The sequence below is a fragment of the Ercella succinigenes genome (genome assembly GCF_900002895.1).
This window is the reverse complement of sequence record NZ_CDHP01000008.1, coordinates 1-26,808: the sequence shown is the minus strand read 5'-3', so window position 1 is coordinate 26,808 and position 26,808 is coordinate 1. Positions and strand designations below refer to the sequence as shown.

The window sequence follows — 26,808 nt, the reverse complement described above, 5'->3', positions numbered from 1 at the left end:
AGAAGAAACCTCCTGATATTATGATTTCTTTTGAATCAACTCATGATATTCCTGAAGAGATTTAGGGCTGCTGTTTGCTGATTTTTCTGCTAAATAATCAGCAATTCCTCTTGCACTGGCCATTGCGGCGGTCATCGTTGTTATATAGGGAATTTTATTTTTTATTGCTGATTTACGTATGTATGAGTCATCCGACTTGCTACGTTTTCCTGCAGCTGTATTTATCACCAAACATATTTCCTTATTTGTTATATCATCCGCCAAATTTGGTCTGCCTTCGTGTAATTTTATTGCAAGCTCTGCTTTTATTCCATTCTCTTCAAGATATTTGCGGGTACCGATAGTAGCCTTAATATCGAAGCCTACTGAAGCAAAAGCTTTTGCAACTTCAAGAGCCTCTGCCTTGTCGGCATCATTAACGCTAATTAGGATAGTACCAGAAGATGGCAGCACAGCCTGAGCTGCTTCCTGGGCTTTGAAATATGCCAGACCAAAACTATCTGCCAGGCCAAGAACTTCTCCTGTAGAACGCATTTCCGGACCAAGAACAGGATCCACTTCAGGAAACATATTGAAAGGAAATACTGATTCTTTTACTCCAAAATAAGAAACTTTTCTTTCAGACAGTTTTTCTATACCTGCTTTTTTCCCTTCATATGCTGCCATAACAAATTCTGTCGCTATTCTAGCCATTGAAATATCACAAACTTTTGAAACTAAAGGCACAGTTCTTGACGCCCTGGGATTAGCTTCAAGAACATATACCTTTTCATCAGCAATTGCATACTGCATATTCATTAAGCCTATTACATTCATTTCCTCTGCTATGCGTTTTGTATAGTCCTTTATTTTTTCAATATTCTTCTGAGATATACTGATTGGTGGTATAACACAGGCAGAATCTCCTGAATGAATACCCGCAAGCTCTATATGCTCCATAACAGCAGGCACAAAAGCACTCTTGCCATCAGCAATCGCATCTGCCTCTGCTTCTACAGCATGACTTAGGAATCTGTCTATCAGAATAGGTCTATCAGGGGTAACACCTACCGCAGCCTCCATATACTGTTTTAACATAGATTCATCATGAACTACTTCCATGCCACGGCCACCAAGAACATAGGACGGTCTTACCATTAAAGGATAGCCTATTTCTTCTGCTATTTCCAAAGCCTGATGAAGATTTGTTGCCATTCCGGACTCTGGCATTGGAATATTGAGTTTATCCATCATCTGTCTGAACTGATCTCTATCTTCTGCAAGATCGATAGTAGCAGGAGTTGTACCCAAAATATTTACACCTGCTTTTTCTAAATCATTTGCTATATTTAATGGAGTCTGTCCTCCAAACTGAACAATGACACCTAAAGGTTTTTCTGACTCATAGATGCTAAGTACATCCTCTACAGTTAAAGGTTCAAAATAAAGTCGGTCGGAAGTATCGTAATCTGTTGATACAGTCTCAGGATTGCAATTAACCATAACGGTTTTATATCCAAGTTCGCGCAGAGCTAAGGCAGTATGGACACAGCAATAATCAAACTCAATGCCCTGACCTATTCTGTTTGGTCCTCCGCCAAGAATCATTACTTTTTTATCACTGTTTTGGATCTCAGAAAAATCAGCTTTAATCTGCAGCTTTTCCGCTCCACAGTAAGTGGAAAAATAATAGCAGGCATCATCAACGCCACTTACAGGAACGGCTTCCCATTCTTCAGTAATACCTAAAACAGTTCTCTGTTCACGTATGGCAGATTCATCGCAAGAGAGCAGCAATGCTAGATAACGATCGGCAAAACCATCTCTTTTTGCCTGTAAAAGCAATTCATCAGGTAATTTACTATCACGATAGTTTAATATTTTTTCTTCCAATTCTACCAATTCTGTCATTTGCTGCAGAAAATATTTTTTGATATATGTTATGTTCACAAGTTTATCAATATCCGCACCTTTTCGTATAGCTTCATAAAGAATAAACTGCCTCTCACTACTAGGTTCAGCTAAAAGAGCAAGCAAATCCTCAAGACTCATCTGATTATAATTTTTAGCAAACCCCAGACCATATCTACCGATTTCCAAAGAGCGGATCGCTTTTTGCAAAGCTTCTTTGTAGTTTTTGCCTATGCTCATAACTTCGCCTACAGCACGCATTTGGGTTCCGAGTTTATCTTCCACTCCTGCAAACTTCTCAAAAGCCCAGCGAGCAAATTTTACAACAACATATTCTCCTGATGGAGTATATTTATCAAGAGATCCATCACGCCAATAAGGAATCTCATCTAAAGTTAATCCTGCCGCCAGCATTGCAGAAATAAGCGCAATCGGAAAACCTGTTGCTTTTGACGCAAGAGCTGAGGATCTTGACGTTCTTGGATTTATCTCTATAATTACAAATCTATCACTTTTAGGGTTATAGGCAAATTGGACATTTGTACCTCCAATAACCTCTATCGCTTCAACTACTTTATAGGCTGCCTCCTGCAGTCTTTGCTGTACTTGAGGACTTATGGTAAGCATAGGAGCAGAACAGAAGGAATCACCTGTGTGTACACCTACTGCATCGATATTTTCAATAAAACAGACAGTTATCATTTTATTATTGCTGTCACGAACAACTTCAAGCTCCAGCTCTTCCCAACCGAGCACAGACTCTTCAATCAAAATCTGACCTACCATACTAGCAGCAATTCCTCTTTGAGCTATAGTTCGGAGTTCTTCTATATTGTATACCAGACCTCCACCTGTACCTCCCATTGTATAGGCAGGACGAATAACAACAGGGTATCCAAGTTCTGATGCTATTTTTTCAGCTTCTTCTATAGTATATGCGGGCTTACTCTGGGGCATATCGATACCTAAACGATTCATCGTTTCTTTAAATGCTATACGATCTTCTCCACGCTCAATGGCATCAATTTGTACTCCTATTACCTTTACATTATATTGATCAAATATTCCAGCCTGATTCAATTCAGAACAAAGATTCAGAGCAGATTGTCCTCCAAGATTAGGCAAAACGGCATCAGGTTTTTCTTTGGCTATTATTTCTGTCAGACGTTTGATATTAAGTGGCTCAATATAAGTCTGATCAGCAATTCCCGGATCCGTCATAATAGTTGCTGGATTAGAATTAACAAGCACTATTTCATAACCTAATTTGCGCAATGCTTTACAGGCTTGTGTGCCTGAATAATCAAATTCACAAGCTTGACCAATAACTATAGGTCCTGACCCTATTATCAAAATTTTATGAATATCTTGTCGCTTTGGCATAAATAAATCCCCCATTTTTATATTCGACTTAATACTATAACAGAGACTGCATAATTATTCTATAACCGCTAGAAAATAATGAATAATATACATCATTTCTCTATATATAATTTCCTCAATTCAGCAATTTCCATAGCGTAGCCTTCCAACTCATTTGGTGTTTCAAGATAAAATGGTAAATTTCGCAGATAAGAATGGTTAATAATTTTTTCAATTGCCAAAAGACCTATCGTTCCTTCTCCCAGTCTTTCATGCCTATCCTTATGACTTCCAAAAGGATTTTTACTATCATTTACGTGTATCGCTTTAAGCCTTTCCAGACCGATTATACGGTCAAACTCATCCAAAACTCCTTCGAGGTTATTTACAATATCATATCCTGCATCATTCACATGACAAGTATCAAGACAGACACCAAAACGTTCAGGCATATTCACTTTTTCAATAATACTTTCTATTTCTTCAAACCTTCCTCCAACTTCACTTCCTTTGCCAGACATTGTTTCGAGTAAAACAATAGGCCCTTTATCATCTTTGACAACTTTATTCAATAAATCAGCTATAAGTTCTATTCCTTTTTCAACACCTTGACCAACATGACTTCCTGGATGAAAATTATAATAACTCTCAGGAGTATGAGTAAGCCTTGATAAGTCATCCCCCATTACTTCAAAAGCAAACTCTCTTACTCTCTGGTCTGCAGAACAAGCATTCAAAGTATAAGGTGCATGTGCAAGAATCGGTGCAAAAGAATGCTCTACAAACATTTGATTAAATTTAGCAATATCAACCATATCAAGAGCCTTTGCTTTTCCCCCACGAGGATTTCTGGTGAAAAACTGAAAAGTATTAGCATTAATGGAAATAGCTTCTTTTGCCATGTGAACATAACCTTTTGAAGCAGAAAGGTGACAACCTATTTTAAACATAAATTTACCTCCGGTTTCATAATAATGATTTTAGCATAGACATGTGCTAACGTCTTAAAATTTTATGAATATCTGGTACAATGATTTTAGAATAACTGTTTATGTCTGCATAGTTTGAAAGTAGATTGACAGCTTTTGCCAATGCCAGCATATTGCAGTCAGATAAATGATCTGACAATGATAAAGGGGGCAAGAAAATGGGACAAATTTTAAGCTGTTATATTATGCCGCATCCGCCGGTAATGATACCGGAAATAGGTCAAGGGCGTGAATATGAAATAGCCGACACTCTAAAATCAGCAGATAAAATAGTACGCAAGATAGAACAAGAGAAGCCTGATACAGTAATTATTTCCTCGCCTCATGCGCCTTGTTTTAGAGATTTTTTCTGTTTCCCCAAAAACCGTTGGCTTTATGGGGATTTTTCTGCTTTTGGCAGACCGGATTTATCTTTTGAGCTAGAAAATAATTTACCTCTGACTGAAAATATAATAAGCCAGGCAGAAAGATCAGGACTTAACTCAGGTTTTCCTGACAGAAACCTAAGAGACAGAAATCATTTTTATGAAAAACTGGATCATGGGGTACTGGTTCCCATATATTTTTTGAAAAAAATTTCCGTAAAATTCAAACTTATTGTTGTTTCTACACCATTAACAAATCTAAATGAACTCTTTAAATTTGGTGGCTGTATTTTTGATGCAGTCACAGCTTCTAATGAAAAAATTGTTTATATTGCAAGTGGGGATCTATCTCATGGACTTACTGCAGAAGCACCGGCAGGTTACTGTCCCGAAGGGGCTTCTTATGATCAGAAAATAAAAACTATAGTAGAAACTGGTGATATTCAAAAGCTGTTATCTATTTCAGAAACAGAAATGGAGGCGGCCGCAGAATGTGGAACAAGGTCTTTTGCTATAATGTACGGCCTTTTAGAAAACGTAGCAGGCAGACCTGAAATATACTCTTATCAGGCTCCGTTCGGCGTGGGCTATCTAACAGCCGGCATACAAATTGAAGGAAAAAAAGAAAGTGATCATGTGCACCTTGCACGCGAAGCAATTGAAGCATGGATAGAAAAGGAGCGCAAAATACCCGTACCTGAATGGATTCCTGACAAATTCTATAAAATGAGAGCAGGCACTTTTGTTTCATTGAAACAGAATGGACATTTACGTGGTTGCATAGGAACGATTTCTCCTGCATGTAATAATTTAGCGGAAGAAATAATGACGAATGCAAGACATGCAGCCAGCGAAGATCCGCGTTTCCCTCCACTTTCAATCAAAGATCTGGAAAATTTAGAGATAAGTGTAGACGTCTTGTCTGAACCAGAACCTGTAATTAACCCTGAGCAACTTGATGTCAAGCGTTATGGTGTAATAGTAAGCTGTGGTTTTCGTCGAGGGCTGTTGCTGCCTGATTTGGAAGGCATTGATACACCTCATCAGCAAATAGCAATTGCTTTACAAAAAGCAGGGATCACTGCTTCTGAAGATTACAATATTGAAAGATTTGAAGTAAGACGTTATCATTAAAAATTTATGACAGAAAGCGGGAAACTTCCATGGACAAAACCGCCTTATGGTTTATCAGAAAAGAAAACAAATTGGTTGAATGTCTTTTGTGTCCCCATAGATGCAGCATTAAGCCTGGACAATTTGGGTTGTGTTCTGGCAGGCACAATCAAAATGGGGAAATGGTTTGTGATAACTATGGGCAAATCGCGGCAATATCTCTTGATCCGATCGAAAAGAAACCACTAAGAAAATTTTTCCCAGGAAGCAGTATTCTTTCAGTAGGAACTTTCGGGTGTAATTTGCATTGCTCATTCTGTCAAAATTATTCTATTGCCAGATCATCTGTCAATAAAATCAAAACAAAATTTATTTCGCCAACAGATCTTGTAAAAACAGCTATAGATTATAACGATAAAGGAAATATAGGCCTTGCTTTCACATATAATGAACCGGTTATTTGGTATGAATATGTTCTGGAAACTGCAAAGCTCGCCAAAAAGGCTCAGCTTAAAACAGTACTGGTCACTAATGGATATGTGTGTAATGAACCGCTGGAAAATTTACTTCCGTATATTGACGCAATGAATATAGATATGAAAGCGTTTAGTGATTCATTCTATAAAGAATTTACAGGAGGCAAGATTGAACCAGTAAAAAACACAATATTCAAAGCCTTTAAAAATTGCCACATTGAAGTAACATCACTAATAATACCCGGTCTGAACGATAGCGATAAAGATATGTTTAATCAGGCAGTTTGGCTTTCAGATATATCTAAAGATATCCCATTACATCTAACCAGATTTTTTCCTCAATATAAGATGCTGTCCATTGAACCTACTCCTAGAAAAACTTTGTACAGGTTGAAATCGATTGCCGAAAAATATTTAGACAATGTATACTTAGGTAATATTTAACTGTAAATTGAACTTTATTAGAGTATAATCTTTGTATGGAAAGATTGAAAAGCTCACAATTTTGGTTAACATTTGTTGCTGGAATTCTTATTCTTATAGTTGCACTCATCGTAGGAAGAGAACTTTCGGGCGATAATCAGGAAAAACTACTGGCAATAAGAGAACATACAGGTATATCTCTAATTATCATAGCAGGATTATTTTTGCTGAAATCAATAGCTGTTGTTGTTATTCCAGCAGTTCCCGTCTATATTGCCTCCGGTATATTATTACCTCTTTCTTTAGCTATACCTGTTGTATTTTTATGTGTAGGACTGGAGTTTTGCTTAAACTATTATATGGGTAAATTGTGGGGACAAACACTTTTTTTGCGCGCTATCACAAAATTATCAAACAAGTACGACAAATTCAATTCTTTAGTCGAAAAACAACAAACACATCAGAAGTTAACGATTTATTTGTTGCGCTTCATACCAGGAGCGCCTATTAATCTTACAAGTGTCATAATAGGCGCCTCCAGATTTAACTTCATTGATTATATGTGGTGTTCCATGATGGGAGTCATGCCAAAAGTATTACTCTCTATTTTGTCAGGCAGCCTGATTGTAACAAGTTTTGACAAATCCTTCGTCATTGCTTTTGCTCTTTTTTTGATTATTACGATCATTTCAATAATATATCTCATCAAAATTTATCGAGATAAAAATTCTAAAGATATTACTTCTGACCTGATTTAATCCAAGATGCAACTTCAATTGTTCTTCTTGCTTGGTGTTTTACAGCTTCTTTCACATCTTCAACCGGCTTTCCATCTTCACCTTGCGAAGCAGATGTGCCGTATGGATTACCACCAGCAGCGAATATCGAATTGTCTGTATATCCTGGTGGTACAATTATAGCTCCCCAGTGCATCATGCTCGTATAAAGAGCTAAAATAGTAGCTTCCTGTCCTCCATGAGGATTTTGAGCCGAAGACATAGCACTTACTGCTTTATTCGCTAGCTTACCCTGAGCCCATAATCCACCTTGAATATCTATAAACTGTTTTGCTTGTGCCGGCACATTGCCAAATCTTGTAGGGATGCTAAAAATAATCGCATCTGCCCATTCAATATCTTCAGAAGTAGCCTCCGGTATATGTTTAGTTGCATCATAATTTGCTCTCCATGCCGGATTTGAATCAATAGCATTATCAGGTGCGGTTTCCTTTATTCTAACTAATTTCACCTCTGCTCCTGATTCTTCCGCTGACTCTCTTGCCCACTCAGCCAATTGATAGTTTATTCCTGTTGCACTATAATAAATGATTGCTAATTTTACTTTGTTCATGTTATTGCCTCCATTCAAAATTTGATTTATATCTTAGTTAATAACTTTGCCATCGCTAAGATCATCAAATAAATTTTGAAGATATAATGATATCTTCACTTTGCTTAGCCATATTAAATTTATTAGATTATCTTTACAAATATTAGCATGCTATTATTCTTTTACCAGAAACACATGTTACCCCTATTGATCGTTTTCATTTAAATCGAAAACTGTTTTTGATAATAAAGATTTTCAATAAATACTGTATAATAGAAAAGGGACAAAAAGCCGTTGTCAAAAAATCTATATCATGGAGGATCTATTATGTACTATAAACAATATGGCAATACTGATATACAGGTTTCTGCCATAGGAATGGGCTGCATGCGGTATAACGAAGAGGATGTTGAAGCAGGCAGATTTGAGAAGTGTGCGGAAGTGGCGCTTTATGCTGCAGAAAAAGGGATAAATTATTTTGATACAGCTCCATTTTATTGTGATGATAAAAGTGAAATAATTACAGGCATCGCTCTCGAGCAACTTAAAAGAGATAAGTTCTATGTGTCATCAAAGGCAAATTTACACACTACCGGCGATGAAATCACTGAAGAAGCTTTCAGAAAAAGGTTGGAAAAAACACTCACCCGATTAAAAGTCGATTATCTTGATTTCTATCACCTTTGGTGCATGTTAAGCCTTGAATCATATACAAAACAAAGTGAAGCACTTTATAAATTTTTTGAGAGAGCTAAATCAGATGGACTAATTCGTAATATTGTTGTTTCATCACATATGCCAGGTAATGAATTAGAAAAAGTAATTGAAGAAAACCTTTTTAAGGGAATGCTTATTGGTTATAATGCTTTGAATTATAGATTCCGGCAATCAGGTATTGAAAAAGCTTATGCCAAGGGAATGGGTGTTGTAGCAATGAATCCTCTCGGAGGTGGCGTAATACCTGCTCATCCGGAGCTATTTTCTTATTTAACAGAAAATTCCGAATTAACCGTTCCACAGTCTGCTTTAAGATTTGTTGCATCTCATCGCGAAATTACTATTACATTAGCAGGTATGTCTTCTAAAGAGCATGTTAATGATGCCGTAAAGTCGGTTGAAAACTTAGTTGAATATCCTGTTTCTGACATAAGAGCAGAGTACGACAATAAGGGCAGATCCTTAAATGATCTCTGCACAGGTTGTGGTTATTGTGAAGGCTGTCCGGTTGATATACAGATACCTAAATATATGGATGCATATAATCAAAAATTATTTGGTGAATCAATTCAGGAAAGGCTCAAATATCATTGGAATATACCTTTGAGTAAAGCAGCTGATTGTATTTCCTGTGGAGAATGCGAAAAAAAATGCACACAACATATTCCGATTATTGCCAGGCTAGAGGAAATTGCATCATTAACTGCAGAATGATATCTTTAAAAACAGGATAATCAGCTATGATATAATAAAGTTATTCTGAAAAGATGATAATGACAAAAGGAGGAATGGTCTTTGGCTATTCTTACAATATCAAGACAGATGGGAAGTATGGGTGATGAAATTGCCAGAACTTTGGCTGACAGGATGGGCTGGATTCTTATCAACCGCGAAAAACTTCTTGAGATGTTTTTTGTTCCGATTTGTGCCGAAAAAGAAGTTAATAGATTAAGAGAAAGCTCTAAATTTTTTTTAAGCGAAATGAAAAAAGGTGAAACCTATCTTGATTATTTAACCGATCAGCTGCTGACTTTAACTAGCAGAGAATCGGTTATTTTTGTGGGTTTTGGTTCACAGATTTTATTTAGTGATCACGAGGAAGCGATTCATATAAGATTGACCGCACCACAGGATATTAGAATTGACCGAGTAAAAAAACAATTCAACTGCCAGGATCAAGATGCTGCCGGTATACTTACTACAGCTGACAGAAAACATAAAAGATTTGTTTCCACTGTCTTCGGAGCAGATTTAAGTGATTGCAGCCTATATGATATAGCAATTAATACTGCTGGCATTTCTATTGACGAAGCTTGTGCAGCAGTGATTGCTCTTATCCGGGAAAAAGAAGCAAGGATTAGAATCGCCCGTGAAAGCAAGGAAGCAAAAACAATAAACAATCTTACAGAAAAACCTGTGTTCAAAAATCCTGCAGAAATTGAATTTGCCCGTATTCTTGACATGTATCACATAGAATGGCTTTATGAACCTAGAACCTTTCCCATAGAATGGGATGCAGAAGGAAACGTCATCCAGGCATTCAGCCCTGATTTTTACTTAACTCAATTTGATACATATATAGAACTAACAACAATGAATCAAAAATATGTAACCCAAAAAAACCGAAAAGCAAGAAAAGTTAGAGAAATGTATCCTGGAACCAATGTAAAAATTGTCTATAAAAAAGATTTCCAGTCTTTAGTTGAAAGATTCAGCGCAGCTCGTGACAAATAAATGTTAAGAGGTACTTTATGAATATTCTGGATTTTCCGATAAAAAAAGTAGTATATAACAAAGACGAGATTGAAGAGAGAATAGCGAAAATAGCCGACCAGATTAATGAAGACTATGCCGGCAAGGAGCTTATCATGGTAGGTATGCTAAAAGGCTCAATGTACTTTCTGGCAGATTTGACAAGAAAACTTAACATACCTTTGCAACTTGATTTTATAAGTATAGGAACCTACCCGAACGCCACCAATCAAACAGGTATAGTCAGGATAACTAAAGATCTTGATCTGGAAATAACAGATAAACATGTTTTGGTTATGGAGGATATTATACGCACAGGACTTACTACAGGTTATATCGTTCAAAATCTGGCCGCCCGCATGCCTGCCAGTGTAAAAGTATGTACTCTTCTTATTAACCCTGAACAACAGCTTATAAATGTGCCGGTAGCGTACCACGGATTTGAAATAACTGAGAGCAGACTGATCGGCTATGGTATGGATATCAGAGAGCAAGGACGTCATCTTCCTTATATAGCAGAAATAGACAAATCAGAATTTTCACGAAAATAATTACTGTATTGTCAATAAAAAATCCAGAAAAAAAGGGCTCCAGCGAACCCTTTTCAAGTATTTGTCCTTTGCGGTTACCCTTTATGCGAAATTAAAATCATATCTACTGAACCATTACCAAAACCTGTTTCCGATCTAGGGACTAATCCTTTTATCTTCTACTAATTTTCGTATTTAAAATCCATCAACCTGACCTGCGATTTGTTTACACTTTTCTCGTGTCCCATTAATCACTTTTTCGCTTTCCGCATACTCTCTGCGGCGGCTTACCGATCTCTGACAAAACTTTTATGGTATTCCCTGGAGCTTGTTTTTATTTTATATCTCATATAATATTTTGTCAAGTTTTTTGTGTATACAATCAACAAAGATGCACTAATAAAGATTTTTATTATATAAACGTCACAAAAGATACAAATATCTACCGTAACATTTTTCGTTCCGCAGCAATGTTCAACATTATTCCCAAAGCAATGAAATTTACAATCATTGCCGTGCCTCCTAAACTTACAAAAGGCAGCGGTATACCTGTTATTGGCATTATTCCAACGGTCATTCCTAAATTTTCTATATATTGAATGGCAAGAACAGAAGCCAACCCTACCAGCATGTAAGCTGATGCAGGTCTTTTCTTTACAAGGTTTCCTGCAATATAGTAGCTTCTTACAATAAAGAAAAAAGCCATCATTAATAAAACCGTGGTTCCCAAAAAACCCATATGTTCAGAAACAGCCGTATATATGAAGTCAGATTCTTTTACCGGCACATGTACAGAGTAATCAGAAGTATTTCCCGATAAACCTCCCGAAGCGATAGCTTGTCTGGACTGATTAAGATTAAAGCTTGCATCCGGGTCATGACCTGGAAACAAAAATGTTATAATTCTGCTTTTTTGCCAATCTGCTAAATAAGAAAACCAGAGAACAGGAACAGCAATAACAGCACTTGATAGTCCTATCATAATATATCTCCACTTTATTCCCCAGACAAAAACCATACAAACAGCCATAAACGCAATAGCCATGGTAGTGCCAAAATCAGGCTGCATCATTATCAGAAGCAATGGAGGTACATACACAAGCAAAAGAAAAAGTGTTCCTTGCCATAATTTGATACTTTGCAAAGTCATTTTTTCCATAATTTGTGCAGAAACCATGGCAAGACCGACTTTCATTAATTCTGATGGTTGAAAAGTACCTATAACAGGAATTTGCATCCATCTGTCAGCACCCCAGACATCTTCCATGGAAAAGCCATCTATTCTCACATATATCAGCAAAAGCAAACTAACTCCGTAAATCAGCCAGCTTAGAAGGCGCATTGCAGCGCCGTCAAAAATGCTTATCACTAAAACGATAACCATACCAGAAAGCACGGCTCCCATTTGTTTATAAAAATTAAGAGGATAAGCATCTCCAAACCCTTCAGAAAGCACTTGGCTGAGAACATAAAGTCCTATTAAAGTGACAATCATAATCGGAACCAAAAGCCAATAATCAAGGGCTCTAAAAAAACCTTCACGCTTAAGATGTTCTATACCTTTAGCAGACATAAAAACTCCTTTCACGCGATCTTAAATTATGAATAGTATGCAAAATATAAATCATGGTATTATATTTTACATCATTCTACCTAGATAGTGAACCCTCATCGATTATCTTCTCAAGATTAATAACAGCATCAAAGATAAAACCTGCGCAGGGTCTGCTTCGATAATAGTCCCTCGTTCGCTCACTTGCCTCAGGATAATCATGTTTAATTTTCAATTTCAGAAGTTCTCGGCATATTATTGTGTCATATTTATCTTCAAATAAAGTTGCTGTTCTTTGTATTTTTTTATAATGCATATTCTTCTGGTTATTATTTTCTGGATCCACATATCCTGAAAGCAAGCCGGAAATCATAAAACTTCCCGTAAGAGCTCCACAAACCTCTCTAAGTCTTCCCATACCACCGCCAAATGACGAGGCAATTCTTATAAGGTCTTCTTTACTCATATTTACCTTATCAGCATATGCTCCCACAACAGATTGTGCGCAATTATATCCTTGTTCAAAAAGCGATACTGCAAGCTCTGCTCGCTCCATTGCCTCCATTAATGATGACCTCCACAGCTATCAGCATGTTTATGCTCTTTGCAAACTGTACCATTGGTCTGTAAATTGCCGGCAACAAGAAGAGACACCACATCTTCAACCAATCCGGATGCACCTGTTATTACCTTTATATTGTTTTCAGAAAAAAGATCTATCGCACCTGCACCCATACCTCCTGAAATAACTATACTGGTTCCTTCTTCGTGCAAAATTTTCGGCAAGAGACCTGGCTTGTGACCAGGATTAGGAATAAAACTTTTTGTTTTTACTTCTTTTTCTTCTACCACGTACAAAAAGAAACCTTCACAATGTCCAAAATGCTCAGATACATTTTTACCATCTGCTGCAATTGCTATTTTCATTTTTCTATCCTCCTTTTGAGCATATGCTCATTATTTAGTTTAGAACTATATTTTTATTATGTCAACCAGACGCAAAAAGGAGTAACGCAAATCAGAAATCTGACAGTTAACTCCTCTTTTTAATATTATCTAAAATTATCACTTGAATTATTATTTGTTTTTACGACAGTTTCGCCATTGGATTTTTTCAGTTTCTTTTTTTCTTTGTCCACATTGTAAATGCTTTGAATGACAACCAGGACAAACAAAAGTTTCAAGTGAACATTTATCTGTATTTTCAGAACTTTCCTGCCATGAATGTCCGCACTCCAGACAACGCACAGGATTAATGGCTTTTGTATATTTGCCGCCATCTATCCTTATGGCTTTACCATTGACCAGACTATCAGCAATTTTCGACCGAGCAGAAATGAGAATGCGCTGGAAAGTCGGCCTTGATATTTCCATTTTCACTGCACAATCGCCTTGTTCTAATCCCTCTAGATCCTTGAGCCTTATAGCCTCTAACTCCTCCAGCTTTAAAATATTTTCCTCAATTCCAGTAAGATCATTAACTTCTGGAAAAAATTGACACACTGATGGAAGTTTTTCGATTTTTCTCCATTTGATTGGACGCGGCATCGTATTCACTCCAATTCTATAGATTTTATAAATATTGTATCATATCATTATAGTTGTTATCATTCCTTAACTGCTGATATACTGGAAAAGTAAAAAAATAATCAATGTCATTTTAATTGCAGGAGGCTTTTTTGAAAGATTTTAATCATTGTGACAAAATCAAGAAACAAATTCTTATCGAAGGTACACCTGCGTCTCCTGGAATAGCTTGTGGTAAATTGGTCTTTATACCATCTGATAAAAATTTTGCACAAAACTCTTGTTATCCATTTACAAACAACTTTTCCGATAATTATGTAGACAATACTTTACTTATATCCTCGAAAATGCCTGCACAAACAATAAATTCTGAATATGAGCTACAAAAATTTGACACTACCTTGTCTGAAAGCCAACAACAATTACTTTTTTTGCAGCAAAAATCTTTAGCTGAAGACCAGCACCTGCAAGCTGATATTATTGAACTTCAGCTTATGATTTTGGCAGATAAGGATCTAAATGATTCTGTCAAAATTTTAATAAACAACTTTAATTATAACTGCACAAGTGCTATCGAAAAAATTTACAAGGCTCAGATAAAAAGGTTCGAAGAATTAAAAGATAATAGAGCGAGATCAAAAAGTCAGGATATTAAGGATATTTTGAATAGATTGCTGGCAAATTTACAAAGCAGTCCTCCTCTACCCTCTTACGAAATAGAAGAGGGTGCTATTATTGCTGCAAAAAATATCAGCCCTTCTCAGTTTATTTCTATCCCACACAAAAAAATAGCCGGTCTTATTTGTGAACAAGGAGAAACCAATTCACACCTGGCTATTTTGGCAGCATCGATGGAAATACCTGCAATTTTCAAGTGTAACAGTTTATTCTCTAATCAGAATGATATTCAGGGAGCCTTCACATATCTTGATGCGGATAACGGCAAAGCATATGTCAACCCTGATGAAAACACAAAAAAACTTATTGAAACTGCCAAAGAAAAAATTCAGGTTCAAAAAGATTGTTATGAATCAAATCGTTATCAGCCTTCGCTAACAGCAGATAATATCAAGTTAGAAATCCAAGCAAATGTCCTCCAGTCCGAGCAGATAGATCAGCTAGAAAATATTAATTATGATGGAATTGGTCTTTTACGCACAGAAACACTTTTCTTAAAGCCAGAGGATTTGCTAGATGAAAAAGTACAATTTGAGAGTTATTCACATATTTCACGAAAAACCGAAGGAAAAACAATCATATTCAGAACTTTTGATCTTGCTGTTTCAGAAACTTTTGAAAATACAAGCAAAATAACAGACATAAGGGAAAGTTTAATTCCTTTAAGGTCCGAACCACCCGATTTGCGAGGATTAGCGAGAAGTTTAAGAAACGAAGAAGAATTTATAAAGCAACTAAAAGCAATTTTAAAAGTAGCTGCAAACAGTAATATCGCTGTTCTTTTTCCTATGGTTCTATCCATCAATCAATTTATGAAAGGCAAAAATTTTCTTTATATAGCCCAACAAGAGTTGCTAAAAGAAAGCAACAGATTTATTGAAGTTCCTAAAACGGGAGCAATGATTGAAACGCCTATGAAAATTGAAAAACTCAAAAAAATTATAGAAGCAGCTGATTTTATAAGTATAGGAAGTAATGATCTGTCTTATTATTCAGGAGAAAGTATTTTTTCTCGATCTAATTTAAATTTAATATCGCAAATAGTTTCGATAGCGCAGCTACACAATAACAAAAAAGTTATACTGTGTGGAGAGGCGGCAGCACTTTCACATGCTTTGCCTTTGTGGGTAGGCTTAGGAATTCGATCATTTAGTGTATCTATACATAATTTACTGCCGATGAAACACACGGCATCTCTCATAAGCAGACATACTGTCGAAAAAGCTGTCGAATTATATAAAGAATACACTGATCCAAACAAGCTAAGTGCAGCGCTCAGAGATTTAATTAAATAATTATTTAGAACACATTAAAGATTCAAAATGTTTTTTTACGCTGTTCCTCAAATATATTTCTGAAATTAAATACTGATAGTATGCTAAAATGTATGAAGTGCTCATAGTATATTTTTACTTGATATCTTGTTAAACAATTCGTTACAAGTTGACCGCAAAAGCAAATCAAGGAGCATAAAATGAAAAAAAACAAAAAAGTTGCAGTAATCGGAGCTGGTTTAGGTGGTATATCCGCAGCAATATCTCTTGCTCAAAAAGGTTATTCTGTTTCCTTGTATGAAAAAAATAATCATTTGGGTGGCAAACTGAATCACCTTGAAAAGGATGGTTTCAACTTTGACCTAGGCCCCTCAATTCTCACTATGCCGCAAATTTTCGAAAAATTATTTCAGCAGAGCAATTTGAACATGCAAGACTATATCAAGATTCAAAGAATAGATCTCGAATGGCGATCTTTTTTCCCTGACGGTTCTACGATTGATTTATATAGTGATTTGGATAAAATGGCAAGCGAAAACAACACGCTTGACCAGAAGCACATATATGAATACCGCGATTTTCTTAATTATGCTCAAGGCTTGTATAAGGCAACAGATCAGAGTTATTTTCAAAAAGGTGCAGATACCGCTAAAGATATTTTCCGCGAACATGGTCTGATAAACGCAGTCAAAGATTTTGATTATTTTTCAACAATGTATGATGCAATTGCTAAATATGTGAGCAATCAAAATTTGCTTGATATGCCGGCATATTTTATTAAATATGTTGGATCTTCCCCCTATGACGCACCAGCAGTGCTGAATATGATGATATATATGCAATATTCGCAAGGCTTATGGTATGTACCGGGGGGAATGTACAAAATTGCAGAAGGTCTTGAAAAACTTGCCGAAACTGTAGGCGTAGAGATTTACAGAAATGTGCTCGTAACAGAAATGATAACGGGACAAAACAAGAGCATCGAAAGTATAGTTTTATCTGATGGCAGTATTATAAGTGCTGATTATTTTGTTTCTAATATGGAGGTTCTGCCAGCTTACGAAAAACTTTTAGACAAAGCAGAATATGCGGAAAAGAAACGTCAAAAATTTGAACCTGCCTGCTCAGGACTTGTTTTGCATCTTGGCGTTGATCGATTATATCCTCAGCTTGCTCATCACAATTTTTTCTTTTCGGCAAATCCGAAATCTCATTTTAACAAAGTTTTCCATAAGTACGAATTACCAGATGATCCAACGCTTTATGTCGTTAACAGCAACAAGTCCGATCCTGCACAAGCGAGACCAGGATTCGAGAACATCAAAATACTCCCGCACATCCCTTACATTCAGTCTAAAGATTTTTCCAGAGATGACTATCTTAAACTAAGAGAAATAGTTCTTATGAAAATGGAAAAAATGGGGATTACTGATTTACGCAAACACATTGTAACCGAGGATATTTGGCTCCCTTCTGATATTGAACAAATGTATTTATCAGACCATGGTGCTATTTATGGAACGGTTTCAAACAAGAAAAAAAATCATGGTCTAAAAAATCCTAAACAGAGTGAATTATTTGATAATCTTCTTTTTGTTGGTGGTTCTGTTAATCCAGGCAGTGGCATGCCTATGGTTACATTAAGCGGCCAACAGGTTTGCGATATAATTATCAAAAAAGATTCAGAAAATTAATCACCTGAAATATTTTTTATCATCAGAAAGGTATTGTTTGACAATAAAAAGGTAGTAATATGTCTCTGGATAAATGGCAAAGCATTGTTAAAATGCAAAAAAAATTAATCTGGTCTGCAGAATATGACCAGTTATCTTGGAGTCATCAGCAATTAAAAAAACTTCGTCAGATGATAGAGGAAAATGAAGACGATTTGTTACAGGCGTTAAATCAAGATTTGGGCAAATCAAAGTTTGAAGCATATGCTTCAGAAATAGCCGTTACCTTAAATGAAATTGACTATTTGCTAAAAACAAGCAAAAAAGCTCTCCGGGCAAAAAAAGTTTTAAGCAAACCAGGAACAAAGGTTTTTGTAAAGAGAAAACCTTATGGTTCTATATTGATAATAAGCCCGTGGAACTACCCTGTTCAGCTGTCTTTACTGCCTTTGGCAGGAGCACTGGCATGCGGAAACCGCTGTTTTTTAAAGCCTTCCGAACAAGCAGTTTCTACCAGCAGACTCTTGACTGAATTAATAGAAAAATACTTTGATGAAAACACAGTAACTTCCGTAGAAGGCGATGCTAAAACAGCCGCAGACTTATTATCGCTTGACTGGGATTTTATCTTTTTTACGGGAAGCGAATCAGTAGGAGACATTATAGCAAAAGCAGCAGCCAGACTACGAATACCTTCCGTACTTGAACTCGGTGGTAAATGCCCTTGTATAGTTGATAGTGAAAGTGTAAACCTGGCTACAGTAAAAAATATAACGTGGGGTAAATTTTTTAATGCCGGCCAGACTTGTATAGCACCCGATTATTTACTTTTGCCAGAAAAATCACTCGATAAATTTCTGTATATTATAAAAAATCAAATTCATCTAATGTATGGAGCAAATCCTCAAAACAGTCCTGATTATGGCCGTATCATTAATGAAAAACATACCAATAGACTCCTGTCATATTTAAAAATGGGAACGATAAAGCATGGCGGCAGTTTTGATATTGAAAACAGATATATTGAACCAACTATTATTATAGAGCCTGAAGGAGCGCTTCTGCAGGAAGAAATTTTCGGCCCTATTTTACCTATAATCACTTACAGAAATTATGATGAAATTATAGAAATTGTTAGAAAAACTCCGACGCCTCTTTCAGTATATGCATTTTGCAAGGATAAGCAACTAATTAAAACACTTGAAACAGAACTGCCAAGCGGATCTTTTTGTTTGAATCAAGTTCTTCAGCAGGCAGCCAGTCCCAAAATACCATTTGGCGGAGTCGGAAACAGCGGTTATGGCAGTTATCATGGCAAAGCAAGTCTAGACGTCTTTTCTTATCAGAAAACACTTAGTTACAATTCTCTTAGATTTGATTTGAAAGCTAAATACCCACCTTATAAAATCAAGTATATTAATCTAATGAAGAAATTCCGCAAAATGCTACCTTAAAAGAGGAGGTAAAACATGCTGCTTTTTAGTCTTTTAGTCATCACTATTTCCATAATATCAGGTTTTATAATTCTGTGGAAAATACCTGAACCAGGCAAAAAAGATGAAAATTCATCAGACCAAGCTAGAGAAAAAGCTGCAGAATCATGCGCTAAGATTAGTATTATAATACCTGCCAGAAACGAGGAAAACAGGATTCCGGCACTGCTGAAAACCTTGAAAGATCAAGCAAATCAGCCTTTTGAAATAATTGTTGTTGATGACCAGTCTGATGACAAAACAGCTCAGATAGCTGCTAATGCAGGCGCAAAAGTTATAAGCACAAGCAGACTAGATGATAGCTGGATTGGCAAATCTTATGCCTGCTGGACAGGGGCACAGGAAGCCAAAGGAGACTGGCTTATGTTTCTGGATGCAGATACTAGATTGGAAGATAATCAAAGTCTGTCTAAAATAGCCAGTGCATATAATGATATGAACGGAAGTGGTATTTTATCTTTACAGCCATATCACCATGTAACAAAGTTTTATGAGAGTTTATCTGCCATATTCAATGTTATTGTCCTGGCAGGAATGAACGTTTTCACTCCCTGGAAAAATAAATTCAAAAGTGCTGGGTCTTTTGGTCCATGTATAATTTGCAGCAAAAAAGACTATTTCCAAATAGAAGGGCACAAAGCAGTCAGTTCTGCTGTGATGGATGATCTTGCATTGGGAGAATTGTTCAGAAAATCCGGTTTCCAAGTAGAATGTTATGCAGGCAGAGGGTTAATTAATTTTCAAATGTACCCTGAAGGATTCAGACAGTTATTTGAAGGTTGGACCAAAAGCTTTGGAACAGCTTCTCAGTCTACACACCCTTTTGTTTTTGCCTTAATTATTGCTTGGATTAGTGGCGGTTATTCGACAACAGCTCTTTTGATTCGTTCGATCACTTCAGGTTCAGATTTCTGGATAGGTTCAGCAATTATCGCTTATTTAATGTATATGTTTCAGTTTATTTTCCAAACCAGAAGAGTTGGAAATTTCAACTTGATTTTGCTTGTTTTTTATCCTTTTTTGCATCTTTTTTTTACAATTCTTTTTATCTGGTCATTATTTAGAACCAAGGTTCTGCACAGCGTAAACTGGAGAGGTCGTAAAATAAAGGTATGAGGTTAAGCATATGCGAATAATAGATTTACCTGTTATCCCTACTATAATAATCGATTTTGTTGCTTGGTTTATTTTTCATATGGCAGCTGCCCTGATAACGTTGAAAATGCCTGATAAATATTTTGCCAGCGATAACTGGCTTTACAAATGTCGAAAATGGGAAAAACAAGGCAGATTTTGGCATGATGCCTTTAAAGTAAAAAATTGGAAAAACAAGCTTCCTGACGGTGCAGCAATTCTGGGTAGAGGTTTTGCCAAAAAGACCTTGCAGGAAAATGATCCAAAGTTTCTTAACCAATTCGCTCTGGAATCAAGAAGAGCCGAGCTAACACATTATTTAGCTATGCTTCCTGCCATTCTATTCTTTCTTTGGAATCCGGTCTGGGTAGGTTTTGTGATGATAATTTATGCTTTGATAGCTAATATGCCTTGCATAATCGCTCAACGCTATAATCGTCCACGTTTATTAAAGGCGGCAAATCGTGCCAGCAAAAGGTCAATCAACACCGAAAGCAGCCAGCCAATCAATGGTGAAATAAAGTAACCGGCAGTTACACATATAATTGCAATGCTCCATTCTTTTAGAGATCGGACTATCTGAATACCAGTTATAAACATTGGCAAAAAAACTCCCATGATCAACACCAGATTAATCAGAGGAACAAACATTGCCAAATCAATCGGGTATCCTGTCAAGCTAAAAACTATCCCCGATAAAGCAAGCAGAAAAGCAGCTCCGGGTATTGGACGCCTTACGACACCAAGTGGAATCAAAAAGCTTCGCCATACGGCTGCTGTCTGGGCACCGCCCAGGAATGCACCTATTATATTCCGGATACTGGCAAGTAAAAAAGAAGGATTCAAGCGAAAAATCAACTTTTCACCGTACTGGGCATAATTTCTTTCGTGCATTGCAGTTATTGCGACTGCGTCCAAAGGCCACATTACTACAATCAGGACAGCAAAAGGCAAAGAATTAATAATAGTTGCAGCATCAAGCCCCCAACCAATTCCCCATTTTTCCAGCCACCACAAAGCAGGATTGATAACCGGCAATGCAGGACTGCTTGTAAAAGAAGGAAAAATTCCAAATAGCATTGGCAAAGAAAGTCCCACCAGAGCACACAAAGGTATTGTCAACCATGTTTGCTGTCTAAGGTACAAAACAACAAAAATCAATCCCCCTGCTAAAAGAAGAAAAAATAACAACCAAGGAACTTCGTTATTTATAGACCAACGCCCCAAGCCACCTATAGAACTTTGAATTCCCATTATGCCAAAAAGCATAAGAATTCCTGCTTTAGTACCTGTTCCGTTAAATCTAACAAGATAGGGAAAAGCTTTAAACAAAGATAGAAGTATTCCCAAAAAGCCCGAAAGCAAAGCCAGAGGCAGCGGGTGAACACCCTTTACTGCCATAAGCGGGATTAATGGAATTAATGGTGCAAGAGTTCCCGGAGGAGCCATCTCCGTATTTAAGAAAACACAAAATATGAGAGTAAGAACACTGCCTACAAATAATTCCAGGCGAACATTGGCTGCAGCCATAACAGGATCATTAATTGAGTAAGCGTCCATCCAAGCTAATACGAAAGCAGCTATCAGAGATATCTTACCAATTGTTCCCGCCAGTGCAGGTATGGCATCTTCTGCTCTGATCGTATAGTCCCTTACCGGCAGGCTTATTTTCCAGCTGCGCGGTTGATATTTCTCCAAATCATCACGCAAAATCTGCCGTCGATTTACGCTTCTTTCCAGAGAAGTCTTTTTTCCCACAGTCTCTTTTTGATTATTTATCTTTTTTATATCACTTATCCTCCGTTCTGGTTAGAAATCTAATCAGACAGATTCTTAATCAGTACCGATACAAATAATGACAAAATACTGGTCGTTAGTCAACTCCCTACAATCCATTTTTTATGCATATCTTTGATAATATATTCAATATACATATCTGCTATATCTATATCTGTCATAGAATACAGCATTCTTGACCCTACAACATCTTCGATCTCATTAAAAACAAGCGAGTTATTATTAAAAATAAAATCAATACCTACAAGTCCGAAATCATATCGATCAGTTATTCTTTTTACTAATGCTTTTTCCGAATGACTAAGATTATAAACACTTGCCTCGCCGCCTAGACAGTAATTGCTTCTAAAATCTCGTAAAGGATCAGATTTTCTTAGCATTGAAGCTACAATATGTCTTCCCATTAAGTATATTCTTAAATCTTTCCCCAGATCAGAAGCAGCCTTCTGAATAATAATGTCTTCGGTTTTGTCAAATGTAACCAGTGCTCTTTTATACTGTAGTTCGTCGCTAACCAGCATAACATTTTTACCGCCTTTTCCATTAACAGGCTTTAGCACAAAAGCTGATTCTTCAGAAGAATTTCCTATCTTTTCAACAAGATATTCCCAGTTAGGTTTTGTGCTCCATGATCTAAAAAAAAGAGAAGGCATAACGTCCAGTCCTGCAGATAATGCAATATGCATTGATCTACGTTTGTCAGTACACATATTGGTAACTTCTGAACTATTATAAACAGACAAGGCCAAGGATTCCAAATGCGATCCCAAAAAGCCATCCCCTGTTCTATTTATAACAAAACCAGGAAGCTCTACTTCTTTACCCTCATAAAGAATAAAACTTTTTTTATCGTCAGTACCAGAAATAAGATTATCCGCAATTATTAGTTTTAATTCAACACTCTGCTTAAATGCCGCTTTCATATATTTGTTGATATAAGCCTCATTACGCTTTGCTTCAAAAGCATCATATATCAGCCAGCCAGATAGTTGCATTTTACATCACCTCTTACTTTCTATTTACTGTAAATTGTTCTAATATATTTCATTATCTCCTCAGCAGTATTTATTCCAGTACATTGATATAGTGTCTTAAAATGTGCATTGGAATTCACTTCACAGATGAGAGGACGGTCATTTTCTCCCAAAAGAATATCTACACCTGCAAAATCAAGATTTAGAGCTTTGCAGGCTTTTATAGCAAGATCGGATTCTTCTATACTTGGTTGCCATTTCCTCATCTGCCCGCCTAAGGACAAATTCGCTCTAAACTCATCTTTAGCCGATTGGCGTATCATTGAACCGATAACTTCGTTGCCAACAACCTGCAAACGCAAATCTTTGCCTGCACTTTCTTCAATATATTCTTGAAAAACAATTGGTTTTGGACTTATGCAGTCAATAGCAGCTTTTGATTCTTTGCGATTTTTTGCCAGATAAACCTGCTGACCAAAAGAACCATACGCACATTTTATTATCATAGGATAACCTAGAGAATTCTCTATACTATCTAGAAAAGACCAGTTAAGATAGCCAACATTGTCAAAAGTCATCGGGCCGATTATCGTTTTCGGCATATCCAAACCTGCCTGCTGCAGACGCAAACAGGTCATGCTTTTATCATCACACAACTCTATAGCCTCTGCTGAATTAAACAGGCGAACCCCCTTGTTTTCGAGGTATCTGGCAAGTCTTATATCTTTATCCCAAAACAAAACAAAATCAGGACAATCCTCTGCGAAAGGATCATCCTGTAAACAAACTGTTATATCATTATTAGCTATTCTTTTTAAGCGCACTCTATACTTTGAAGCAGCTTTAAATAAGCGTTCATAAATGTCTTCAAATTTATCTGATATAAAAAAACCATTTACAACAAGCCAGCCATAAAGCATATCCAGATACCCCATAATTTTTCGCAATCATAATTTACTATATTATGATTCAGCCTTTTAAGAGTGTCAAACAATCTTATTATGGGTATTGTCAGTACCAGCAAATATTTTTAGCATTGAAAACCAAGTAGTCAGATAATATGGCTAAGGAAAGCTTTTGTTCTGTCATTCTGAGGATTATCAAAAATCTCTTCAGGTGTTCCCTGTTCAACTATCTGACCTTCATCCATATAAATAACTCTGTCAGCCACTTCTCTGGCAAAACCCATTTCATGTGTAACTACAACCATAGTCATTCCTTCTTCTGCAAGACTTTTCATTACACGTAAAACTTCTCCTACCAGTTCAGGATCAAGAGCAGATGTCGGCTCATCAAAGAGCATTATTCTCGGATTCATAGCTAATGCCCTAGCAATAGCGACTCGTTGTTTTTGACCTCCGGAAATCATAGCAGGATAAACATCTGCTTTATCAATCATTCCTACCTTTTCCAACATAACATTGCCTTGTTTCAGCGCTTCGCCATGCGGTATTTTTTTTACCTGCACCAAGCCTTCTATTACATTGTTCATCACTGTCATATGTGGAAAAAGATTGAAATGCTGAAATACCATGCCAACTTCTTTACGAATCAGATGCAATTTTTTGCTTTTATTATCTACTTCTTTACCTTCTATTGTTATGGTTCCCTTTTGTGCTCTTTCCAAAAAATTTATACAACGCAGCAAAGTACTTTTACCTGAACCACTTGCACCAATTATTACAACAACCTCACTTGGCGCAACATCTAAATCTATATTTTTTAGAACTTTTAATTTACCATATGATTTGCTGAGTGATCTTATCTTGATCATAACGATTTTCCTTTCCAGTATAAATGCATAGCATAAAATTATTCAAATATTTTATAAAAATCAGGTTCGATGGTCACTGACCTTTAGCTTTTTCTCTATTTTATTTGCCAGCAAAGTAAGTAAAGATGTCATAATCAAATAAAATACTGCAGCAATAGATAACATTTCTATCATCAAATAATTTGATGAAGCCAATTGTCTGGCATGCAACAATAATTCAGGAACTGCAACTGCACTTGCCAGAGAAGAATCTTTAAGAGCAATGATAAACTGATTACCCAGAGGAGGGATTGCACGTTTAAAAGCCTGCGGCAAGATTATTCTTTTCATAACCTGCATATTGGTCATACCTAAAGAAATACCGGCTTCTCTCTGACCTCTATCTATGCTCTGAATTGCACCACGGAATATTTCTGCTATATAAGCTCCATTATGTACACCAAGAGCAATAATTGCGGAAGGTATTCTATCCAGCCTTATAATATTTACAAGACCAAAATATATAAGCAGCAGCTGCAAAAGAAGCGGCGTCCCTCTTATAATTCCTATATAAAGCTTTGAAATAAAGTTCAGAGGCTTGATTTTTGATATTCGCAAAAGTGCAAATAAAACACCTAAAACCACGCCGGTAAGTATGCCAAAAAAAGTCACTTGCAAAGTCATTAAGGCCGGGGGTAAAAAAGTTTTAAAATAATCCAGCCAGGAAGCAAGATCCATTCCCATATCGATTCTCCTCGTATACGGCACTGAAGTACAGTTTTTGAAAACTGTACTTCAGTGCGTGTTTTATAATGATTATCAAATAGCTAAATTAAATCATTTGAAATAATTTAAGCATGTCTTAAATTGCAAACTGTGCAGCATGCCAAGTATAAAAAACTGATTATTTTACAGTAATGTCCACACCATCATGCCACTTTTCACTTATAGCTGATAATGTACCATCTTCATGCATTTCGGCAAGAATTTCATCAATTTTCTCTAAAAGAGTAACATCATGCTTATTTATAGCGATACCCATCTCTTCTAGTCTAAGCAGCTCACCTGCCATCACAAGTTCGCTTCCGCCTGCAAGCTCATCCATCGCAGCCATACCAACCAGACGATCTGTAATAACACCATCAACGCGACCATTTATAAGTTCCATCATAGTAGCATTATCATCCTGATATAAAGCTGTTTCTGCTCCAAGCTCTTCTGCATCTCTTACAAAATTGGTTCCTGTTGCAACAGCAATCGTTTTACCTTCCATCTCTGCAGGATCAGTGATTCCCGAATCTGAACGAACAAATAACTGTGCGCCGGAATAATAATATGGCTCCGTAAAATTAACAACTTTTAAACGATCATATGTTATAGCCATACTTCCTAATATTCCATCATAGCGACCACTACGCAAACCTTCTGTTAAACCGTCCCAGTCAGATGTCACATAATCCAACTCCACTCCCAGACGTTTTGCTATCTCTTCACCTGTATCAACATCAAATCCTATTACGTCCCCACTGTCAGAAATGAAATTAAAAGGAGGATATCCACCACTACCAACTACAACTAATTTACCATTGTCTAAAACACGCTCCAAGCTATCGCTATTTTCATTGCCTCCACAAGCCGAAACTATCAGCGACATGAGCAAAACCATCGCAAACACAAAAGTTGCTTTTCTGAATTTCATATTATTTCCCCTTTCATCTATAAAATACCAAGCGGCATTCTCTGTAAAAACAATCGTTAAAATTGTACAACCATCACACCTAATTGTCAATATAATTCAATTTTTTTAATACAGACAACTTCTTATTTTAAATGATTTTTATGTTGTACATGACAAATAAAGGATATTATAACATTTATCATAATTCATAAAGAACACAGTTAAAACCCTGCAATAGATTAATCCATACAAATTACTTTAATTATTTTAATGCGAAAACGTCTTTTCCAAACCATCAACACATCAAAAATTATGTAACTATTTTAATT

At 36.5% G+C, this 26,808-nt stretch carries 24 protein-coding genes; 11 read left to right on the top strand and 13 right to left on the bottom strand.

Features of this window, described 5'->3' with window-relative positions; all coding sequences use genetic code 11:
* Positions 1 to 18: 18 nt before the first annotated feature.
* Complete coding sequence (carB, locus tag AC0KSB_RS01985) at positions 19 to 3,273, bottom strand: carbamoyl-phosphate synthase large subunit (RefSeq protein ID WP_472306196.1); 3,255 nt, start codon at positions 3,271 to 3,273, stop codon at positions 19 to 21.
* A 92-nt stretch (positions 3,274 to 3,365) separates the two neighbouring features.
* Positions 3,366 to 4,202, bottom strand: a complete 837-nt coding sequence (locus AC0KSB_RS01980) for a deoxyribonuclease IV (RefSeq protein WP_472306194.1) — start codon at positions 4,200 to 4,202, stop codon at positions 3,366 to 3,368.
* Between the two features lie 197 nt (positions 4,203 to 4,399).
* On the opposite strand from AC0KSB_RS01980, the gene amrA reads away from it, so the two are divergent.
* The 3 genes from amrA to AC0KSB_RS01965 are packed head-to-tail and all read left to right on the top strand — an operon-like array spanning position 4,400 to position 7,376.
* The gene (amrA, locus tag AC0KSB_RS01975) at positions 4,400 to 5,740 is read left to right on the top strand and encodes an AmmeMemoRadiSam system protein A (protein WP_472306192.1); all 1,341 of its coding nucleotides are present in this window, start codon (positions 4,400 to 4,402) and stop codon (positions 5,738 to 5,740) included.
* 29 nt (positions 5,741 to 5,769) lie between these two features.
* Complete coding sequence (amrS, locus tag AC0KSB_RS01970) at positions 5,770 to 6,639, top strand: AmmeMemoRadiSam system radical SAM enzyme (RefSeq protein ID WP_472306190.1); 870 nt, start codon at positions 5,770 to 5,772, stop codon at positions 6,637 to 6,639.
* Between the two features lie 35 nt (positions 6,640 to 6,674).
* Positions 6,675 to 7,376, top strand: coding sequence for a VTT domain-containing protein (locus AC0KSB_RS01965; RefSeq protein ID WP_472306188.1), 702 nt, complete (start codon positions 6,675 to 6,677; stop codon positions 7,374 to 7,376).
* On the opposite strand, the gene wrbA is transcribed toward AC0KSB_RS01965, so the two are convergent.
* Positions 7,357 to 7,968, bottom strand: a complete 612-nt coding sequence (gene wrbA, locus AC0KSB_RS01960; protein ID WP_472306186.1) for an NAD(P)H:quinone oxidoreductase — start codon at positions 7,966 to 7,968, stop codon at positions 7,357 to 7,359. The genes AC0KSB_RS01965 and wrbA overlap by 20 nt on opposite strands.
* Positions 7,969 to 8,274: 306 nt before the next feature.
* Between wrbA and AC0KSB_RS01955 the strand changes: the two genes are divergently transcribed.
* From AC0KSB_RS01955 to hpt, 3 genes are all read left to right on the top strand, one after another.
* On the top strand, positions 8,275 to 9,378 hold the full coding sequence (locus AC0KSB_RS01955) for an aldo/keto reductase (RefSeq protein WP_472306184.1): 1,104 nt from the start codon (positions 8,275 to 8,277) through the stop codon (positions 9,376 to 9,378).
* An 81-nt stretch (positions 9,379 to 9,459) separates the two neighbouring features.
* Positions 9,460 to 10,398 (top strand): cytidylate kinase family protein, encoded by a 939-nt coding sequence (locus tag AC0KSB_RS01950; RefSeq protein ID WP_472306182.1) that lies wholly within the window; start codon positions 9,460 to 9,462, stop codon positions 10,396 to 10,398.
* A gap of 17 nt (positions 10,399 to 10,415) precedes the next feature.
* A complete protein-coding gene (hpt, locus tag AC0KSB_RS01945) occupies positions 10,416 to 10,967 on the top strand; it encodes a hypoxanthine phosphoribosyltransferase (RefSeq protein ID WP_472306180.1) in 552 nt (183 codons plus the stop codon).
* Between the two features lie 421 nt (positions 10,968 to 11,388).
* On the opposite strand, the gene AC0KSB_RS01940 is transcribed toward hpt, so the two are convergent.
* From AC0KSB_RS01940 to AC0KSB_RS01925, 4 genes are all read right to left on the bottom strand, one after another.
* Positions 11,389 to 12,519, bottom strand: coding sequence for an FtsW/RodA/SpoVE family cell cycle protein (locus AC0KSB_RS01940; RefSeq protein WP_472306178.1), 1,131 nt, complete (start codon positions 12,517 to 12,519; stop codon positions 11,389 to 11,391).
* 76 nt (positions 12,520 to 12,595) lie between these two features.
* Positions 12,596 to 13,063: a C-GCAxxG-C-C family protein gene (locus AC0KSB_RS01935; RefSeq protein WP_472306176.1), complete on the bottom strand. Its 468-nt coding sequence runs from the start codon at positions 13,061 to 13,063 to the stop codon at positions 12,596 to 12,598.
* Positions 13,063 to 13,425, bottom strand: a complete 363-nt coding sequence (locus AC0KSB_RS01930) for a NifB/NifX family molybdenum-iron cluster-binding protein (RefSeq protein ID WP_472306174.1) — start codon at positions 13,423 to 13,425, stop codon at positions 13,063 to 13,065. The genes AC0KSB_RS01935 and AC0KSB_RS01930 overlap by 1 nt, the downstream gene beginning before the upstream one ends.
* 150 nt (positions 13,426 to 13,575) lie before the next feature.
* Entirely contained in the window at positions 13,576 to 14,046 is a 471-nt protein-coding gene (locus tag AC0KSB_RS01925) for a DUF134 domain-containing protein (protein ID WP_472306172.1), read from the bottom strand.
* Between the two features lie 131 nt (positions 14,047 to 14,177).
* Here AC0KSB_RS01925 and AC0KSB_RS01920 point away from each other — a divergent pair, with 131 nt between their 5' ends.
* From AC0KSB_RS01920 to AC0KSB_RS01900, 5 genes are all read left to right on the top strand, one after another.
* Complete coding sequence (locus AC0KSB_RS01920) at positions 14,178 to 15,998, top strand: putative PEP-binding protein (RefSeq protein ID WP_472306170.1); 1,821 nt, start codon at positions 14,178 to 14,180, stop codon at positions 15,996 to 15,998.
* Between the two features lie 179 nt (positions 15,999 to 16,177).
* Complete coding sequence (locus tag AC0KSB_RS01915; RefSeq protein ID WP_472306168.1) at positions 16,178 to 17,671, top strand: phytoene desaturase family protein; 1,494 nt, start codon at positions 16,178 to 16,180, stop codon at positions 17,669 to 17,671.
* A gap of 59 nt (positions 17,672 to 17,730) precedes the next feature.
* Positions 17,731 to 19,104 (top strand): aldehyde dehydrogenase family protein, encoded by a 1,374-nt coding sequence (locus tag AC0KSB_RS01910; protein WP_472306166.1) that lies wholly within the window; start codon positions 17,731 to 17,733, stop codon positions 19,102 to 19,104.
* Between the two features lie 15 nt (positions 19,105 to 19,119).
* Complete coding sequence (locus tag AC0KSB_RS01905) at positions 19,120 to 20,259, top strand: glycosyltransferase family 2 protein (RefSeq protein WP_472306164.1); 1,140 nt, start codon at positions 19,120 to 19,122, stop codon at positions 20,257 to 20,259.
* 10 nt (positions 20,260 to 20,269) lie between these two features.
* Positions 20,270 to 20,803, top strand: a complete 534-nt coding sequence (locus AC0KSB_RS01900) for a glycosyl-4,4'-diaponeurosporenoate acyltransferase CrtO family protein (RefSeq protein ID WP_472306162.1) — start codon at positions 20,270 to 20,272, stop codon at positions 20,801 to 20,803.
* Here the strand turns inward: AC0KSB_RS01900 and AC0KSB_RS01895 are convergent.
* The 6 genes from AC0KSB_RS01895 to AC0KSB_RS01870 all read right to left on the bottom strand — a co-directional run bounded on the left by AC0KSB_RS01895 (position 20,707) and on the right by AC0KSB_RS01870 (position 26,500).
* On the bottom strand, positions 20,707 to 22,035 hold the full coding sequence (locus AC0KSB_RS01895) for a DUF3360 family protein (RefSeq protein WP_472306161.1): 1,329 nt from the start codon (positions 22,033 to 22,035) through the stop codon (positions 20,707 to 20,709). The genes AC0KSB_RS01900 and AC0KSB_RS01895 overlap by 97 nt on opposite strands.
* A gap of 119 nt (positions 22,036 to 22,154) precedes the next feature.
* Positions 22,155 to 23,069 (bottom strand): ATP-grasp domain-containing protein, encoded by a 915-nt coding sequence (locus AC0KSB_RS01890; protein ID WP_472306159.1) that lies wholly within the window; start codon positions 23,067 to 23,069, stop codon positions 22,155 to 22,157.
* Between the two features lie 20 nt (positions 23,070 to 23,089).
* On the bottom strand, positions 23,090 to 23,983 hold the full coding sequence (locus AC0KSB_RS01885; RefSeq protein ID WP_472306157.1) for an ATP-grasp domain-containing protein: 894 nt from the start codon (positions 23,981 to 23,983) through the stop codon (positions 23,090 to 23,092).
* 116 nt (positions 23,984 to 24,099) lie between these two features.
* Positions 24,100 to 24,822, bottom strand: coding sequence for an amino acid ABC transporter ATP-binding protein (locus AC0KSB_RS01880; protein WP_472306155.1), 723 nt, complete (start codon positions 24,820 to 24,822; stop codon positions 24,100 to 24,102).
* 60 nt (positions 24,823 to 24,882) lie between these two features.
* Positions 24,883 to 25,545, bottom strand: a complete 663-nt coding sequence (locus tag AC0KSB_RS01875; RefSeq protein ID WP_472306153.1) for an amino acid ABC transporter permease — start codon at positions 25,543 to 25,545, stop codon at positions 24,883 to 24,885.
* A 160-nt stretch (positions 25,546 to 25,705) separates the two neighbouring features.
* Positions 25,706 to 26,500, bottom strand: a complete 795-nt coding sequence (locus tag AC0KSB_RS01870) for a transporter substrate-binding domain-containing protein (protein WP_472306151.1) — start codon at positions 26,498 to 26,500, stop codon at positions 25,706 to 25,708.
* Positions 26,501 to 26,808: the final 308 nt, after the last annotated feature.